Raw genomic sequence first — 16,158 nt, 5'->3', positions numbered from 1 at the left:
ATGCTGCGTGCAGCGCCGGGGTGTGTAGTTCAGTAGGTGGAACGCCTCCATGGCATGTGGGATGACGGCGGTTCGATTCCGTCCCGCCTCGGCGCGTTCGCTTTGTTGGAGCCCCTGCCCCGCCCTTTCACCGTTTCTGCGGGGGTGCCCCCGCAACCCCCTGAAACCGCGCTTCGCGCGGTTGTCCTCAAGCGCCGGACGGGCTGAATAGCCCGTTGGGGGTGCCCCCTCTGGGGGAGTTTGAGGACGCGCGCCGCAGGCGCGCTCGGGGGTGCGGGGGCTCGCCCCCGCAAGAAACGGGAAGGGGCGGGGCTGGGGAGAAAACCCCAACCCCGCCCCGGGACGGGCTACGCCTTGCGCAGACGGAACGTCAGCGACAGGCCCTCGTCCGTGAACGGGGCGCCGAACGCCCCGTCGGCCTCGCCGGAGGCGAAGTCCGTGGCGAGGACCTCGTCGGCGATGAGGGAGGAGTGGTCGGCGAGGGCCGTCCGGACCTCCTCGTCGGTGGAGGACCAGCGGAGGGCGATGCGGTCGGCCACGTCGAAGCCGGAGTTCTTGCGGGCCTCCTGGATGAGCCGGATGGCGTCGCGGGCGAGGCCGGCCCGGCGGAGGCCGGGGGTGATTTCGAGGTCGAGGGCGACGGTGGCGCCGGAGTCGGAGGCGACGGACCAGCCTTCGCGGGGGGTCTCGGTGATGATGACCTCGTCGGGGGCGAGGGTGACGGTCTCGCCGTCCACGTCGACGGTGGCGTTGCCCTCGCGGAGGGCGAGGGAGAGGGCCGCGGCGTCGGCCGAGGCGATGGCCTTGGCGACGGACTGGACGCCCTTGCCGAACCGCTTGCCGAGGGCGCGGAAGTTGGCCTTGGCGGTGGTGTCGACGAGGGAGCCGCCCACTTCGGAGAGGGAGGCGAGGGAGGAGACGTTGAGCTCCTCCGTGATCTGGGCGCGGAGCTCGTCGCCGAGCGTGTCGAAGCCGGCCGCCGCCACCAGCGCGCGGGACAGCGGCTGACGCGTCTTCACCCCGGACTCGGCACGGGTGGCGCGGCCCAGTTCGACGAGGCGGCGGACCAGGGTCATCTGGCGCGACAGCTCGGGGTCGATCAGCGACGGGTCGGCCGTCGGCCAGGTGGCGAGGTGGACGGACTCGGGGGCCTCCGGGGTGACCGGGACGACCAGGTCCTGCCAGACGCGCTCGGTGATGAAGGGCACCAGAGGGGCCATCAGACGGGTGACGGTCTCGACGACCTCGTGGAGCGTGCGGAGGGCGGCGGCGTCGCCCTGCCAGAAGCGGCGGCGCGAACGGCGGACGTACCAGTTGGACAGGTCGTCGACGAACGCGGACAGCACCTTGCCGGCGCGCTGGGTGTCGTAGGACTCCATGGCCCGGGTGACCTGCTCGGTGAGCGTGTTCAGCTCACCGAGCAGCCAGCGGTCCAGCAGCGGACGGTCGGCCGGGGCCGGGTCGGCGGCGGAGGGGGCCCAGCCGGCGGTGCGGGCGTAGAGGGCCTGGAAGGCGACGGTGTTCCAGTAGGTGAGGAGGGTCTTGCGGACGACCTCCTGGATCGTGCCGTGGCCGACGCGGCGCGCCGCCCACGGGGAGCCGCCGGCCGCCATGAACCAGCGGACGGCGTCGGCGCCGTGCTGGTCCATCAGGGGGATCGGCTGGAGGATGTTGCCCAGGTGCTTGGACATCTTCCGGCCGTCCTCGGCGAGGATGTGGCCCAGGCAGACGACGTTCTCGTACGACGACTTGTCGAAGACGAGCGTGCCGACCGCCATCAGGGTGTAGAACCAGCCGCGCGTCTGGTCGATGGCTTCCGAGATGAACTGCGCCGGGTAGCGCTTCTCGAAGAGCTCCTTGTTCTTGTACGGGTAGCCCCACTGGGCGAACGGCATGGAGCCCGAGTCGTACCAGGCGTCGATGACCTCCGGCACCCGGACGGCGGTGTGCGCGCAGCCCTCGGCGGTGCAGGGGAAGGTGACGTCGTCGATGTACGGGCGGTGCGGGTCGAGGCCGCTCTGGTCGGTGCCGGTGAGCTCGGAGAGCTCGGCGAGGGAGCCGACGCAGGTGAGGTGGTCGTCCTCGCAGCGCCAGATGGGCAGCGGGGTGCCCCAGTAGCGGTTGCGGGAGAGCGCCCAGTCGATGTTGTTGTTGAGCCAGTCGCCGAAGCGGCCGTGCTTGACCGAATCCGGGAACCAGTTGGTCTTCTCGTTCTCCGCGAGCAGCCGGTCCTTGATGGCGGTGGTGCGGATGTACCAGGACGGCTGCGCGTAGTAGAGCAGCGCGGTGTGGCAGCGCCAGCAGTGCGGGTAGCTGTGCTCGTACGCCACATGCCGGAAGAGCAGGCCGCGCGCGTCGAGGTCGGCGGTCAGCGCCTCGTCGGCCTTCTTGAAGAACTGGCCGCCGACGAGGCCGAGGCCCTCCTCGAAGGTGCCGTCGGCGCGGACCGGGTTGACGACCGGGAGGCCGTACGCGCGGCAGGTCCTGAGGTCGTCCTCACCGAAGGCCGGGGCCTGGTGGACGATGCCGGTGCCGTCCTCGGTCGTCACATAGTCGGCGTTGACGACGAAGTTGGCGCCCTCCAGCTCGACCAGGTCGAACGGGCGGCGGTACGTCCAGCGCTCCATCTCGCGGCCGGTGAAGGACCGGCCGGTGGTCGTCCAGCCCTCGCCGAGGACCTTCTCCAGCAGCGGCTCGGCGACGACCAGCTGCTCCGTGCCGTCGGTGGCGACGACGTAGGTGACGTCCGCGTTGGTGGCGGCGGCCGTGTTGGACACCAGCGTCCACGGCGTCGTCGTCCAGACGAGGAGCGTGGCCTCGCCGGCGAGCGGGCCGGACGTCAGCGGGAAGCGGACGTAGACGGACGGGTCGACGACCGTCTCGTAGCCCTGCGCCAGCTCGTGGTCCGACAGGCCGGTGCCGCAGCGGGGGCACCAGGGGGCCACGCGGTGGTCCTGGACCAGCAGGCCCTTGCCGAAGATCTCCTTCAGCGACCACCAGACGCTCTGGACGTAGTCCGGGTCCATGGTGCGGAAGGCGTCGTCCATGTCCACCCAGTAGCCCATGCGGGTGGTGAGCTCGGCGAACGCGTCGGTGTGGCGGGTCACGGACTCGCGGCACCTGGCGTTGAACTCGGCGATGCCGTACGCCTCGATGTCCTGCTTGCCGGAGAAGCCCAGCTCCTTCTCGACGGCGAGCTCCACGGGCAGGCCGTGGCAGTCCCAGCCGGCCTTCCGGCCCACGTGGTAGCCCTGCATCGTGCGGAAGCGCGGGAAGACGTCCTTGAAGACGCGGGCCTCGATGTGGTGCGCGCCGGGCATGCCGTTGGCGGTGGGCGGGCCCTCGTAGAACACCCACTCCGGGCGGCCCTCGGACTGGGCCAGGGTGCGGGCGAAGATCTTCTGCTCCTGCCAGAAGTCGAGCACGGCGCGTTCGAGCGCGGGCAGGTCGACCTGGGCGGGTACGGAGCGGTACTGGGGCGCGGAACTCATTCGGGGCTACCTCCGGCTGGACGGTTGTGCGCTGTCCGTCGGAGGGACGAGAGCCGTTGTCCGTACTCCCGCGGTACCACCCTCCTTGGCCGCGGGCCCATGGCCCTCGGCCCCCTCATTGGGGTCGCGACGCCGGTTCTACCGGCCCGGGCAGCCTTGCCCCGGGCTTTCTTCCGGCGGCTCCGGGGTGATCTTCACACCGCGCACGCCCCCGGGCTCGCACCGTCCCCGGATCGCTGATGGCTGCGTGCGGCGCTACTCGTCCCATCCACGCCTTTCGCTGCGCCCAGTGTACGGGGCGCGTCCGGCCCGGACGACCGGATAAACCGGCTCCCGGGCGTGGGCCGTGCGGGCCGCGGGTTACAGGGCCGGGAGCGGGGCACAAGGGTGGGGACCGGCGTGCCCCGTTGCCGCGTGCCCCGAGCCGATTTATCGTTCCCGCACGATTCGCGCGCAAGATCATAAAATGTGAAGGGGTCGCGGCCATGGCGGAGAAGTCCTCGACGAAGGCCGCGGCGAGACCCGCGAAGAGGGCGGCTCCACCCAAGGAGGCCGCGTCGGCGAAGAAGGATGCCGCTTCGGCGAAGGCCGCGAAGGCCGCGAAGGCCGTGCAGCCCACGAAGGCTGTGAAGAAGGCTCCGGCGAAGAAGGCGGCCGCGTCGGCGCAGGCCGCGCCGGCCAAGAAGGCGGCCACCGGGAAGGCCGTCACCAAGAAGGCGGCCACCAAGAAGGCTGCCGCGCCGGCGAAGAAGGCCGCCGCCGGATCCGGGGGAGCGGCCCCGGCGAAGAAGGCGGCCCCGGCCGGGAAGGCCGCAGCGGCGGCGAAGGCGGCTCCGGCGAAGACCGCCGCTGCCAAGAAGACCGCCCCCGCCAAGAAGACGGCTCCTGCGAAGGCGAAGAAGAGCGCTCCGGCGAAGAAGGCGGCCGGGGCCGCGAAGAAGGCCGCTCCTGTGAAGGCCGGTGCCGTCGGGGAGGGGATCGTGGTCGCGGGGGACGCGGCTCCGGCGGCGGGGGCCGGCGGGGGAGCCGGGAAGCGTGGTGCGGGCGGTGCGCGGGGAGGGTCGGCGCGGGCCGCGTCGGTGGGATCCACCAAGGAGACGGGAGTCGGAACCGTGGCTGCGAAGAAGACCGTGGACGAGGCGCCGGACGCGACGAAGGTGCCGGGAGCGCGCGCGGAGGCGGAGGGCCGGCCGGGTGGGCTGGCGGTGCGGCCGGGGGAGGAGCCGTGGTCGCCGGCCGAGGTCACCGAGGCCCGGGGGGTGCTGGAGAGCGAGGTCCTGCGGCTCAGGGGCGAGATCCGGTCGGCGGAGGAGGCGGTCAGCGGGCTGATGCGGGACTCCGGCGACGGGGCCGGGGACGACCAGGCCGACACGGGGACCAAGAACATCGCCCGGGAGCACGAGCTGGCCCTCGCCGCCAACGCCCGCGAGATGCTCGAACAGACCGAGCGGGCGCTCGCCCGGCTGGACGCGGGGACGTACGGACTCTGCGAAAGCTGCGGCAGGCCGATCGGCAAGGCCAGGATGCAGGCGTTCCCCCGGGCCACCCTGTGCGTGGAGTGCAAGCAGCGACAGGAACGTCGCTGACCCGGCGCGGGTGGTGTGCCGTACCCTCGTCATCGTCCGGGCAGTGCACCCGGAGCCCATCAGACACAGCAGTGCGCCGCACTGTCATGACCGGTGGTGGGTGACGCGCGGAAGCGAAGGACTCACGTGACAGAGGCGGAGCAGGCCGGACGGCCCACCGGTACGCCGGAGGGCACCGACGCGGCCGGAGGGACGGCGGACGGCGACGGCGCGGTCAAGGGCAGGCGCCGGCTCGCGGTGCTGTTCTCGATCGCCGCCTTCGCCTACCTCCTCGACCTGTCCAGCAAGATGCTGGTGGTGGCGAAGCTGGAGCACCACGACCCGATCGAGGTCATCGGCACCTGGCTCCAGCTGGACGTCATCCGCAACCGCGGGGCGGCCTTCAGCCTCGGCGAGACGATGACCATCGTGTTCACGTGCATCGCCTCCGCCGTGATCGTCGTGATCGCCCGGATCGCCCGCAAGCTCTACAGCCTGCCGTGGGCGATCGCGCTCGGCCTGCTGCTGGGCGGTGCCTTCGGCAACCTCACCGACCGGCTGTTCCGGACGCCGGGCGGCCTGGAGGGCGGCGTGGTGGACTGGATCGCCCCCGCGCACTTCGCCGTCTTCAACCTCGCCGACTCGGCGATCGTCTGCGGCGGCTTCCTGATCGTGATCCTGTCCTTCCGGGGCCTGGACCCCGACGGCACGATCCACAAGGACTGAGCCCGCTCCCTCCGGGCCGTCGTACGGCGGCGCCTCACCCGTCCGGCATACTCGACGGGTGAGCACGATTCCCGAGATCCGCGCCCTGCCCGTACCCGACGGCCTGGAGGGCGAACGCGTCGACGCCGCGATCGCCCGTATGTTCGGGTTCTCCCGGACCAAGGCGGCCGAGCTCGCGGCCGCGGGCAAGGTCCAGGTGGACGGGGCCGAGGCCGGCAAGTCCGACCGGGTCAGCGGAGGGGCCTGGCTGGAGGTCGAGATGCCCGCGCCGCCCGCGCCGGTGCAGATCGTCGCCGAGCCCGTCGAGGGCATGGAGATCGTCCACGACGACGACGACATCGTCGTCATCGTCAAGCCGGTCGGCGTCGCCGCGCACCCCAGCCCCGGCTGGACCGGCCCCACCGTCATCGGCGGCCTGGCCGCCGCCGGCTACCGCATCTCCACCTCGGGCGCGGCCGAGCGCCAGGGCATCGTGCACCGGCTGGACGTGGGCACCTCGGGCCTGATGGTCGTCGCCAAGTCGGAGCGCGCCTACACCCTGCTCAAGCAGCAGTTCCGGGAGCGCACGGTCGACAAGCGCTACCACACGCTCGTCCAGGGCCACCCCGACCCGATGAGCGGCACCATCGACGCGCCCATCGGCCGGCACCCGAACCACGACTACAAGTGGGCCGTGACCGCCGAGGGCAAGCCCTCGGTGACCCACTACGACCTCATCGAGGCGTTCCGCGCCGCCAGCCTGCTCGACGTCAAGCTGGAGACCGGCCGCACGCACCAGATCCGGGTGCACATGGCGGCCCACCGGCACCCGTGCGTCGGCGACCTGACCTACGGCGCCGACCCGACGCTCGCCAAGCGGCTGCGGCTCACCCGCCAGTGGCTGCACGCCGTCCGGCTCGGCTTCGAGCACCCGGAGGACGGGCGCTGGGTGGAGTTCGCCAGCGAGTACCCGGAGGACCTGCGGCGCGCCCTCGACACGGTGCGCGCCGAGAGCGCGTGAGCCGGGTCCCCGCACAGGTGCGGGTCGCCGGCCCCGGGGAGCTGGAGGACTGCTTCGCGGTGCGCCGCGAGGTGTTCGTGACCGAGCAGAACATCCCCGAGGCGGAGGAGATGGACGCCTACGACGTCCACGCCGTCCACCTCCTGGCCACCGGCCCGTCCGGACCCCTCGGCACCGCCCGTTTCCTGCACGGTGGTCCTGCCCGCCGGAAGTACGCCCACGCGGGCGTGGACGACGACCTCACGGCCGTCCTCGGCCGGCTGGCCGTCGGCCGGGCGGCGCGCGGCACCGGTCTGGGCGCGGCCCTGGTGCGGGCCGTGGAGGACGAGGCCCGGCGGCTGGGGCTGACCCGGGTCTACCTGGAGTCGCAGACGCACGCGCTGGGCTTCTACGAGCGGCTGGGGTACGCGGCGCACGGCCCCGTGTTCGACGAGGGCAGCGGGATTCCGCACCGGGCGATGAGCAAGCCGCTCTGACGGACTCGGGGGCAGGCCCCGGTCCCGCCGGACGCGCCGCTTCATGGCACGCTGGGGTGAACGACTGTTCCCCACGCGTCCCGGAGGGCACTCGTGGACCAGCTGGCCCTGCTGTTCGTCCTGCTCCTCGGGGCGCTCGTCACGGTCCCGCTCGGGGACCGGCTCGGCCTGCCCTCACCGGTGCTGATGACCCTGGGCGGGATCGTCCTCGCCCTGCTGCCGTTCGTCCCGAACGTCGAGGTCCCGCCGGAGTACATCCTCCCGCTCGTCCTGCCGCCCCTGCTCTACGCGTCCGCGCAGCGCACCTCCTGGCGGCAGTTCGCGGCCAACCGGCGGCCGATCTTCCTGCTGGCCGTGGCCCTGGTCTTCGTCACCACCTCGGCGGTCGCGGCCGTGGCCCAGGCGATCATGCCGGGCATCTCGCTCGCCGCGGCCGTGGCGCTGGGCGCGCTGGTCGCCCCGCCCGACCCTGTCGCCGCGACGGCCGTCGCGGGCTCCCTGGGGCTGCCCCGCCGCCTGATCTCGATCCTGGAGGGCGAGGGGCTCTTCAACGACGTGACCGCCATCGTGCTCTACCACGTGGCCATCGCGGCGGCCGTCAGCGGCAGCTTCTCGCTGCCGAAGGCCGTCGTCGAGCTGGTGTTCTCGGCCGTGGTGGCCCTCGCGGTGGGCCTGGTGCTCGGCTGGGGGACCAAGCGGCTGATGGACGTCCTCGGCGACGCGACGCTCCAGATCGGGCTCACCCTGCTGGTGCCCTTCGTCTCCTACACCCTCGCCGAGGAGTTCAAGGGCTCCGGGGTGCTCGCGGTGCTGACCACGGCGCTCTACCTCGCCGAGTTCGCGAGCGACGCCGACGACGTCCTGGGGCGGCTCGCCGGGCACACCTTCTGGGAGATCGTCGACACCCTCGTCACCGGCGTCGCCTTCGGCCTCGTCGGCCTCGAACTGCACAACGCGGTCGCCACCGCCTCGGGCCGCTGGGGCGAGATGCTGGGCATCGGCGGTGTCGTCGTCGCCGTCGTGATCGGTGTGCGGCTGATGTGGCTGCTGCCCGCCGCCTGGCTGGCCAAGCGGCTGCACAAGGGCCGCGACGTCGACGAGGAGATCCTCACCAGCTGGCGGGAGACCGTCGTCATGTGGTGGTCCGGGATGCGCGGTGTGGCCTCCGTGGCGCTCGCCCTGGCCATCCCGCTGACCACGGACGACAAGTCGCCCTTTCCGGCCCGGGACGAGATCCTCTTCATCGCCTTCGCCGTCATCATCGCCACGCTCATCGTCCAGGGCCTGACGCTGCCCCGGCTGGTCAAGCTGCTCGGGGTGCGCGGCGACTCCGACTGGACCCGGGAGCTGGAGCGGCAACTGGCCATCCGCGCCGCCAAGGCGGCCCGGCACCGGCTGCTGGAGATCGAGCAGGAGGAGGAGCTGCCCGAGGACCTGAGGGAGATGCTGCACCGGCGCGCCTACGACGTCGGCGCCCGCATCAGTCCCGAGATGGTCGACGACGAGCGGCGCGAGGCGCACGCCCAGCGCGTCCAGCGGCTGCACGCCATCCAGCGCATCCAGGCCGAGCTGCTCTCGGCGGCGCGGCACGCGGTGCTCGACGCGCGGAGCGAGCCGTGGATGGATCCGGAGGTGGTGGACCGGGTGCTGCGGCAGCTGGATGTGCGGTCGCTGCGGGGCAGTGAGTAGCCGTGGGGGTGTGGCCGGTGGGGTGGCGTTGTGCACCGGGCCGGTTTCTCATACCGGGCCGGGTTCTCACACCGGCCCCGGTCCCGGGCCTATGTCGTCCGACGTCGGCGGGGTCTGCCGACGGTCCGGCGTCTCCGCCGGGCCCGGCGCGGGCGCGGTGCTGATCCGCGGCAGTGCGTACGGGTGCTCCCGGCGCAGCCACTCGACCAGCTGTTCCCGCACCAGGCAGCGCAGGGTCCAGATGTCGTCGGCGTCCTTGGCGGTGACCAGGGCCCGTACCTGGATGGTGGACGGCGTGGTGTCGGTGACGACCAGGCTCCAGGCCCGGCCGTCCCACTCCGGGGCGTCCTTGATCACCTGGTGGAGCCGTTCGCGGAGCAGGTCGATGGGGGCCGCGTGGTCCAGATGGAGGAAGACCGTGCCCGTCATCCGGGGGTTGCCGCGCGACCAGTTCTCGAACGGCCTGCTGGTGAAGTACGAGACCGGCATGGTGATGCGGCGCTCGTCCCAGGTGTTCACCACCAGATAGGTGAGGGTGATCTCCTCGACCGTGCCCCACTCGCCGCCCACGACGACGGTGTCGCCGATGCGGACCATGTCGCCGAACGCTATCTGGAGGCCCGCGAAGAGGTTGCCCAGCGTGGACTGGGCGGCCACACCGGCCACGATGCCGATCAGACCGGCGGAGGCCAGGACGGACGTGCCCACCGTCCGCATACCGGGGAAGGTCAGCAGCATCGCCGCCACCGCCACCACGCACACGGCCGCCGTCACGATGCGCCGGATCAGCGTCACCTGGGTGCGCACCCGCCGCATCCTGGCGGGGTCCCGGTCGCCGGCGGCGTAGCGCGCGTACGCCGACTCCACCACGGCCGTGGCCACCCGGGCGGCCAGCCAGGCGCAGGCCCCGATGAGGACCAGGGTGAGCAGCCGCGTCACCAGGGTCTCGTGCTCCTCGGACAGCTCCGCCGACTCGTAGCCCCCGCGGAGCAGGGCGGTGCACAGCACCACCCGCAGCGGCATCCGGCAGCGGCGCAGCAGCACCCACAGCGGCGCCTCCGGGTGCCGCTCGGCGATGCGGCGGACCGCCTTGTCGACGGCCCAGCCCACCACCACCGTGATGACCAGCGCACCGCCGATGACGGCGAGAGGGCGCAGCACGTCCTCCATGAGCATCAGCTCCTTCCGGCGTCCTGCCGGGCGCGCGCCTCCTCCGACCGTAGCTGGCACGATGGAGGGCACGCGATCCAGCCCTGCAAGGAAGTGACTCCGGTGCCGTCTCCTACCACGATTGTTCTATTCCATTCGGCCTACGGCCTGCGGCCGGCCGTGCACGGTGCCGCCGAGCGGCTGCGCGGTGCCGGGTACGAGGTGCACGTACCGGACCTTTACGACGGCCGGACCGCGGACACCGTCGAGGACGGCATGGCCATCAAGGACGGGATCGGCCGCGAGGAGCTGCTGCGGCGGGCCGTCACCGCCGCCGCTCCGCTGTCCGACCGGGGGCTGGTGTACGCCGGGTTCTCGCTCGGCGGGTCCATCGCGCAGAATCTCGCGCTCGGGGACGAGAAGGCCCGTGGGCTGCTGCTCTTCCACGGGACGTCCGATCTGGCGGAGGGTGCTGTGGTGGACGAGCTGCCGGTGCAGCTGCATGTGGCGGATCCGGATCCGTTTGAGCCGCACGACTGGTTGAACGCGTGGTATTTGCGGATGGGGCGGGCGGGGGCGGATGTGGAGGTGCACCGGTACGGGGGTGCGGGGCATCTGTTTACGGATCCGGAGCTTCCGGATTTTGACGCGGAGGCGTCGGAGCGGGCTTGGCGGGTGGCGCTCGGGTTCCTGGCGGAGGTCTAGCCCCGGACCCGCCCCTTCCCGTTTCCCGGGGCGCTGCCCCGGACCCGTGAAAGCGGCTTCGCCGCTTGTCCTCAATCGCCGGACGGGCTGGGAGTCAGCGCACCGGCGCCTTCACCCGTTCCACCCGCTGGCTCCCCGACACCGTCCGGTACGAACGTGCCCACGACGACGTCGCCTTGGGGTCCCGCTTGTCGGACAGGACGTAGTAGTCCATCTGCGCCCGCTCGGCGGTGATGTCGAGGACGCCGTAGCCGTGGGAGTCCATGTCGACCCACTTCACATGGCGGTTGGCGGCCTTGATGGCGGCGACGGCGGGGAGGGAGACGGTGTGGGGGAGGACGTGGAGGGTGTCGTCGAGGTTGTCGGCGGTGACCGAGGTGACGACGAACTCGGTGGCGGCTGAACGCGACAGGGGGTACGTGGCGGCGTTCTCGGGGACGTCGTTGGCCCAGGCCATGTGGATGTCGCCGGTGAGGAAGACGGTGTCGCGGATGCCGCGGCCGGTGAGGTGGGCGAGGAGTTCGCGGCGGTCGTGGGTGTAGCCGTCCCACTGGTCGGTGTTGGCGGCGATGCCCTCCCCGGGGAGGCCCAGCAGCTTGGCCAGGGGCTTCAGGAGGTGGGCGGGCATGGCGCCGAAGGCGACGGGGGACATCATCACCGGGTTGCCGACCAGCCGCCAGGTGGTGTCGGAGGCGGCGAGCCCGTCCTTGAGCCAGTCGAGCTGGGCGCGGCCGGTGAGGGTGCGGGAGGGGTCGTCGACGGCTCCGCTGCCGGACTTGACCTGCTGGGAGCGGAAGGAGCGCAGGTCGAGGAGGTGCAGGTCGGCGAGGCGGCCGAAGCGCAGGCGCCGGTAGGTGGTGCCCTCGACGGAGGGGCGCACGGGCATCCACTCGAAGTAGGCCTTCTTCGCGGCCGTCACGCGGTCCTTCCACTCGCCCTCGGCGCCCGGCGTGTGGTTGCCGGCCCCGTCCGACCAGGCGTTGTCGGCGAGCTCGTGGTCGTCCCAGATGGCGATGACGGGCAGCGCCGCGTGCAGGGCCTGGAGGTCGGGGTCGGTCTTGTAACGGCCGTGCCGGGTGCGGTAGTCGGCGAGCGTGACGATCTCGTGTCGGGGCTCGTGCGGCCGGACCACGTACTTGGCGGCCGGGTAGGTGCCGGAGGCGTACTCGTAGAGGTAGTCGCCGAGGTGCAGCACCGCGTCGAGGTCCCGGCGGGCGGCGAGGTGGCGGTAGGCGGAGAAGTGGCCCGACTCCCAGTTGGCGCAGGAGACCACGCCGAAGCGGAGTCCGGAGGTCCGCGCGTCGGCGGCCGGCGCCGTGCGCGTGCGGCCGGCGGGGGAGTGGATCTCGCCCTCGCCGCCGGTGACGGTGAACCGGAAGAAGTAGCCGGTGCCCGGGCGCAGTCCGCGGACGTCGGCCTTGACCGTGTGGTCGCCGGCGGCGGACGCGGTGACCGTGCCGGAGGCGACGACCCGGGCGAAGCCGGTGTCCTCGGCGACCTGCCAGCTGACCTGGACGTCGGGGCCCAGGCCGGAGCCGGGGACGGCGTCCGGGGACGGGGTGATCCGGGTCCACAGCAGGATGCCGTCGGGCAGCGGGTCGCCGGAGGCGACGCCGTGCAGGAAGGCGGGGGCCGTCGACGTGCCGGCGCGGGCGGCGGTGGCCGCCCCGGCGGACGGAGCGGCGGCGAAGGGCAGCAGGGCGGCGGTGGCCGCCGCGCCGGTCACGGCTGCCCGGCGGGATATCAGGGGACGAGGGGTCACGGGCGCTTACTTTAACGCCGTTCATACGGGTGGGCGGACGCCTCGTCAGGAGTTCGTCCGCCCACCCCCGCGCCGTTACCACTTCTTCGCGCCGAATTCCGCGCCGGTCACCGCGGTGGACCGCGGCTGTCCGCCCGGTGGTGAACCGGGAGAAGCAGGCCGTGGCCGGGCGGAGTTGGCGGAGGCCCGCCCTCGACCGTGCGGGCCGAGGAACCGTGGACGAGAACGGTGATATATGTGTATCTGCCGGCTGTCGGCCCGGCGGTGTCACGGTAAATGTCTGCCGCCGGGGGAAACATGTATTGAAGGCCCGGATACTCTGGATATACCTCCCGGCCGGTCGTCTGTCGCGCTTTCTGAATACGGAAGCTGTTACCAGGACCACCAGTGTCCTGCGGCGCCTTTAGGCGGAAACCCCTTTAGTGTGGGCGGTGTTGTGAATATCGCTCGAGAACGAGGGGCACTGATGAAATCATCGCTGGGCCGTCGGATGGTGGGCGGCGCGTTCGCAACTCTGCTCGCCGTAGGTGTGGGAGTGGCCGTGGCGCCTGCCGCCAGCGCCTCTCCGACCTATGGTTGGTGCACTCCGCAGAGTGAGGTAAAGGACGGGGTCGGCTATTCCTGGGAGAAATGGGTCTACCGGGATGGTGACAAGTACGCGCAGTGGCTCGTGGTGGAAAAGGACGGGTACCGTCACACCGTGGTGATGTACTGCGATCGTTGATGTTCCGTCCGAGGGTCGATGCGGATTTCTGCGTGAGCTGAGCTCGTAGACCGTTGAGACCCTTTTGTGTTGCGGGTGGGCCCGACCGCCGAGGTCGTGCCCACCCGTAAACGTTTGCTGCTCACGGTGCGGGTGGACGCTCTGATCGCGTCCACCCGCAGGCGTTTTACTTCTTCTTCGCGCCGAACTCCGCGTCGATCACCGCGTTGAACTGTTCCTCGTCGATCGGGGGGTTGTCGGTGCCGGGCACGTGCAGCTGCTTCTTGTTGTGCACCAGCGCCGGAGTACCCTTCACCCCGTCCTGGCCCATGAGCTCGCCGAGTTCCAGCGCCCACTTGTCGAAGGTGTGGTCGTTGATGCTCTGCTCGAACTTCTTGTTGCCCTTGAGCGCCGGCACGTCCTGGGCTATCTCAAGGAGCTTCTTGTCGTCGGCGAACGTGTCCGTGGCCTCGTCGGGGTGCTTGTCCTTGGAATACAGTGCTTCCTTGTAGTCGAGGAATGCCTCGGTGCTGACATTGAGAGCCGCACCGAGCGCGCTCACCGCGTTCTTCGAACCGGTTCCCTTGGCGATGGGGTTGTCGTCGATGAAGTTGGCCAGAACGTAACGCGCCTTGTAGCGGCCTTCCTTGACGTCCTGGCGCAGCTTCTTGCCGGCCCCCTGCTCGAACGAGGCACAGATCGGGCAGCGCGGGTCCTCGTAGACCGTCAGGGTCTCCTTGGCGTTCTTGTCGCCGATGACGACCTCGGTGCCCTTCTCGCCCGTGGTGTTGGCCGGCTTGACGAGCGTCTTGTCGGCGGCGGCCTTCCACTGGCCGTCGTCGCTCCCGGTCATCTTGGACACCGCGAAGGCGACGCCGCCGGCGATGGCGAGGACGACGACGAGGGAGCCCGCGACGACGAGCTGACGGCGGGTCTTGTCCTTCTTGGCCTGGCGCTCGCGCTCGGCGCGCAGCCGCTCGCGCGCGGCCTGCTTGTTCTGCTGGTTGTTCCGGTTGCTCATGATGTCTTCTCCGTGAGGTGTACGGGGGTGCGGGGACCGCGGTGCTCGGCTCAGGCGGAAGCCGGGCAGCGTGGCGGTCCGCGCCGTACGACGGAGTGGACGAGGAGGGGGAGCGCGGGGGCCGGGAGGGTGTCGCGGACGGGCCGGAGGACCCGGCCGCGGGCCCGCGGGGCCGCGACCAGGGCGGCGGCCACCAGCAGCAGCGGGCGGAAGGCGAACGCGGCCACCGCGCGCAGCAGCCGGGCCAGGGCCACCTCGCCCCGGCGCAGCCAGCCGGCGGCCAGCAGGCCCACGGCGAGGTGGCCGGTGAGCAGCAGCCAGGGCAGGGCGGAGTCCAGGGCGCCCGGGGGGCTCTGGACGGAGGTGAGGTGGGCCAGCGGGGTGCCGACGTCGCCGCCGCGGCAGACGAGGTCGATGCCCATGGAGCGCAGCGGTCCCGCGACCGGGCCGCCCGCCGCGCCGTAACAGGCGTGCTGGCCGGTGGTGAAGACGGTGTCGGCGGCCAGTTCCAGCGGGACGAGCAGGGCGGCTATGTGCCAGTACCCCCGCTCCCGGCCGGCCAGGGCGTAGGCGATCACGAAGAACGCCGCCGACAGCACGGCCACCGTCGGGACCGGCAGCGGCATCCGGGAGAGCAGGACGTGGGAGGCGGCGGAGAGGGTGACGCACACCGCGGTGAACAGCGCGGCGCGCAGCGCCCGCAGCCGAACTCCCGTCCCCTTCATAACCGGGAAGTGTGCCACGACACGCCGTCGTTGTCGTGTCAAGATTCGGCATCTTCCCGGGGGCGGGAGTCCGGTCCGCGGCCGCCCGCCGCGGCTACTTCAGCTGTGCGTCGACCGCCGCGGTGAACTGCTCCGGGGTCATCGGGGCGCCCTTGCCGTTCGGAGTGTCCACGGTCAGCTTCTTGCCGTCCAGCTTGATGGTCGGGGTGCCGGAGACGTCCTTGTGCTTGTCGAACTCGGCGGACACCTCCAGCGCCCACTTGTCGTAGGTGCCGTCCTTGACGTTCTTCTCGAACGCCGCGTTGTTCCTGAGCGCGGGCACCTGCTGGGCGATCTTCAGCAGGGTGTCGTCGTTCGCGAAGGCGTCCTTGGTCTCCTCGGGGTGGTTGGCCTTGGCGTAGAGCGCCTTGTTGTAGGCGGAGAACGCCTCGGGGCTCACATCGACGGCCGCGCCCAGTGCGCTGAGGGCGTTCTTGGCGCCGGTGCCGCCCATGCCGCGGTCGAGGAAGGTGCCGATGTGGTACGAGACCTTGAACTTCCCGTCCTTGACGTCCTTGTCGACGGTGTCGCCGACGTTCTGCTCGAAGATCGAGCAGACCGGGCAGCGCATGTCCTGGTAGATCTCCAGGGTGTGCTTGGCCTTCGGGTCGCCGACGATGATCTCGGTGCCGTTGGCGCCGCCGGTGTGGGCGGGCTTGACGAGGGTCTTCTCGGCGGCGGCCTCCCAGGCCGCGTCCGTGCCCTTCGTGTCGTTGCCGCCGAGCTGGGTGACGGCCACGGCGATACCGGCCGCGACCGCCAGGGTGCCGACGACGGCGCCGCCGACGAGGAGCTGGCGGCGGGTCTTGTCCTTCTTGGCCTGCTGCTCGCGTTCGGCGCGGAGCCGCTCGCGGGCGGTCTGCTTGTTCTCCCAGGCGTTGCGCTTGCTCATGGTGCTGTGTCTCCGTGTGGGTGGGATCGTCCGGTCAGGCGGGGGCGGGGAGGCCCGGGGGCCCGCGCCGGACGACGGAGTGGAACAGCGGTGGCCGCGCCCCGGCCGCGGGGGCGTGCCGTACGGGCCGTACGGGCGCCGCCGGGGCCGGTCCGGCCGGGGTGAGCGCCGCGGCCGCGAGCCGCAGCGGCCGGAAGGCCGCCGCCCCGGTGGCC

Annotated in this window: 13 protein-coding genes and 1 pseudogene; 7 read left to right on the top strand and 7 right to left on the bottom strand. The window is 71.6% G+C overall.

Annotated elements, in window-relative coordinates; translation table 11 throughout:
• Window positions 1-347 precede the first annotated feature (347 nt).
• Window positions 348-3,491, bottom strand: a complete 3,144-nt coding sequence (gene ileS, locus HN013_RS29745) for an isoleucine--tRNA ligase (RefSeq protein WP_171171718.1) — start codon at window positions 3,489-3,491, stop codon at window positions 348-350.
• 485 nt (window positions 3,492-3,976) lie between these two features.
• On the opposite strand from ileS, the gene HN013_RS29740 reads away from it, so the two are divergent.
• The 5 genes from HN013_RS29740 (at window position 3,977) to HN013_RS29720 (ending at window position 8,947) form a co-directional block, all read left to right on the top strand.
• Complete coding sequence (locus tag HN013_RS29740) at window positions 3,977-5,077, top strand: TraR/DksA C4-type zinc finger protein (RefSeq protein ID WP_171171716.1); 1,101 nt, start codon at window positions 3,977-3,979, stop codon at window positions 5,075-5,077.
• A 126-nt stretch (window positions 5,078-5,203) separates the two neighbouring features.
• Window positions 5,204-5,782 (top strand): signal peptidase II, encoded by a 579-nt coding sequence (lspA, locus tag HN013_RS29735; RefSeq protein ID WP_171171714.1) that lies wholly within the window; start codon window positions 5,204-5,206, stop codon window positions 5,780-5,782.
• A gap of 58 nt (window positions 5,783-5,840) precedes the next feature.
• The gene (locus tag HN013_RS29730) at window positions 5,841-6,782 is read left to right on the top strand and encodes an RluA family pseudouridine synthase (RefSeq protein WP_171171712.1); all 942 of its coding nucleotides are present in this window, start codon (window positions 5,841-5,843) and stop codon (window positions 6,780-6,782) included.
• The gene (locus HN013_RS29725; protein ID WP_171171710.1) at window positions 6,779-7,258 is read left to right on the top strand and encodes a GNAT family N-acetyltransferase; all 480 of its coding nucleotides are present in this window, start codon (window positions 6,779-6,781) and stop codon (window positions 7,256-7,258) included. Before HN013_RS29730 ends, HN013_RS29725 begins: the two co-directional genes overlap by 4 nt.
• Before the next feature lie 93 nt (window positions 7,259-7,351).
• Window positions 7,352-8,947 carry a Na+/H+ antiporter gene (locus tag HN013_RS29720; protein WP_171171707.1) on the top strand — a complete coding sequence of 532 codons (1,596 nt, stop codon included), beginning with the start codon at window positions 7,352-7,354 and terminating at the stop codon, window positions 8,945-8,947.
• Window positions 8,948-9,013: 66 nt separating this feature from the next.
• Here HN013_RS29720 and HN013_RS29715 read toward each other — a convergent pair whose 3' ends face one another.
• Window positions 9,014-10,117, bottom strand: a complete 1,104-nt coding sequence (locus tag HN013_RS29715; RefSeq protein WP_171171742.1) for a mechanosensitive ion channel family protein — start codon at window positions 10,115-10,117, stop codon at window positions 9,014-9,016.
• A gap of 102 nt (window positions 10,118-10,219) precedes the next feature.
• On the opposite strand from HN013_RS29715, the gene HN013_RS29710 reads away from it, so the two are divergent.
• On the top strand, window positions 10,220-10,801 hold the full coding sequence (locus HN013_RS29710; protein WP_171171705.1) for a dienelactone hydrolase family protein: 582 nt from the start codon (window positions 10,220-10,222) through the stop codon (window positions 10,799-10,801).
• Between the two features lie 94 nt (window positions 10,802-10,895).
• On the opposite strand, the gene HN013_RS29705 is transcribed toward HN013_RS29710, so the two are convergent.
• A complete protein-coding gene (locus HN013_RS29705) occupies window positions 10,896-12,563 on the bottom strand; it encodes an alkaline phosphatase (RefSeq protein WP_171171703.1) in 1,668 nt (555 codons plus the stop codon).
• Between the two features lie 466 nt (window positions 12,564-13,029).
• Between HN013_RS29705 and HN013_RS29700 the strand changes: the two genes are divergently transcribed.
• Window positions 13,030-13,287: a hypothetical protein gene (locus HN013_RS29700; RefSeq protein WP_171171701.1), complete on the top strand. Its 258-nt coding sequence runs from the start codon at window positions 13,030-13,032 to the stop codon at window positions 13,285-13,287.
• 166 nt (window positions 13,288-13,453) lie between these two features.
• Here the strand turns inward: HN013_RS29700 and HN013_RS29695 are convergent, their stop codons facing one another.
• From HN013_RS29695 to HN013_RS29680, 4 genes and pseudogenes are all read right to left on the bottom strand, one after another.
• Window positions 13,454-14,287 (bottom strand): thioredoxin domain-containing protein, encoded by an 834-nt coding sequence (locus HN013_RS29695; protein ID WP_171171699.1) that lies wholly within the window; start codon window positions 14,285-14,287, stop codon window positions 13,454-13,456.
• 50 nt (window positions 14,288-14,337) lie between these two features.
• Window positions 14,338-15,012, bottom strand: coding sequence for a hypothetical protein (locus HN013_RS29690; RefSeq protein ID WP_171171698.1), 675 nt, complete (start codon window positions 15,010-15,012; stop codon window positions 14,338-14,340).
• A gap of 94 nt (window positions 15,013-15,106) precedes the next feature.
• On the bottom strand, window positions 15,107-15,943 hold the full coding sequence (locus HN013_RS29685; protein ID WP_171171696.1) for a thioredoxin domain-containing protein: 837 nt from the start codon (window positions 15,941-15,943) through the stop codon (window positions 15,107-15,109).
• Between the two features lie 34 nt (window positions 15,944-15,977).
• Window positions 15,978-16,158 (bottom strand): annotated as a pseudogene (locus HN013_RS29680) (hypothetical protein); the annotation flags it as partial.

Source organism: Streptomyces sp. I05A-00742 (genome assembly GCF_013055795.1).
Classification (GTDB): domain Bacteria; phylum Actinomycetota; class Actinomycetes; order Streptomycetales; family Streptomycetaceae; genus Streptomyces.
The sequence above is the reverse complement of the archived record's forward strand: the minus strand, read 5'-3'. Positions and strand labels throughout refer to the sequence as shown.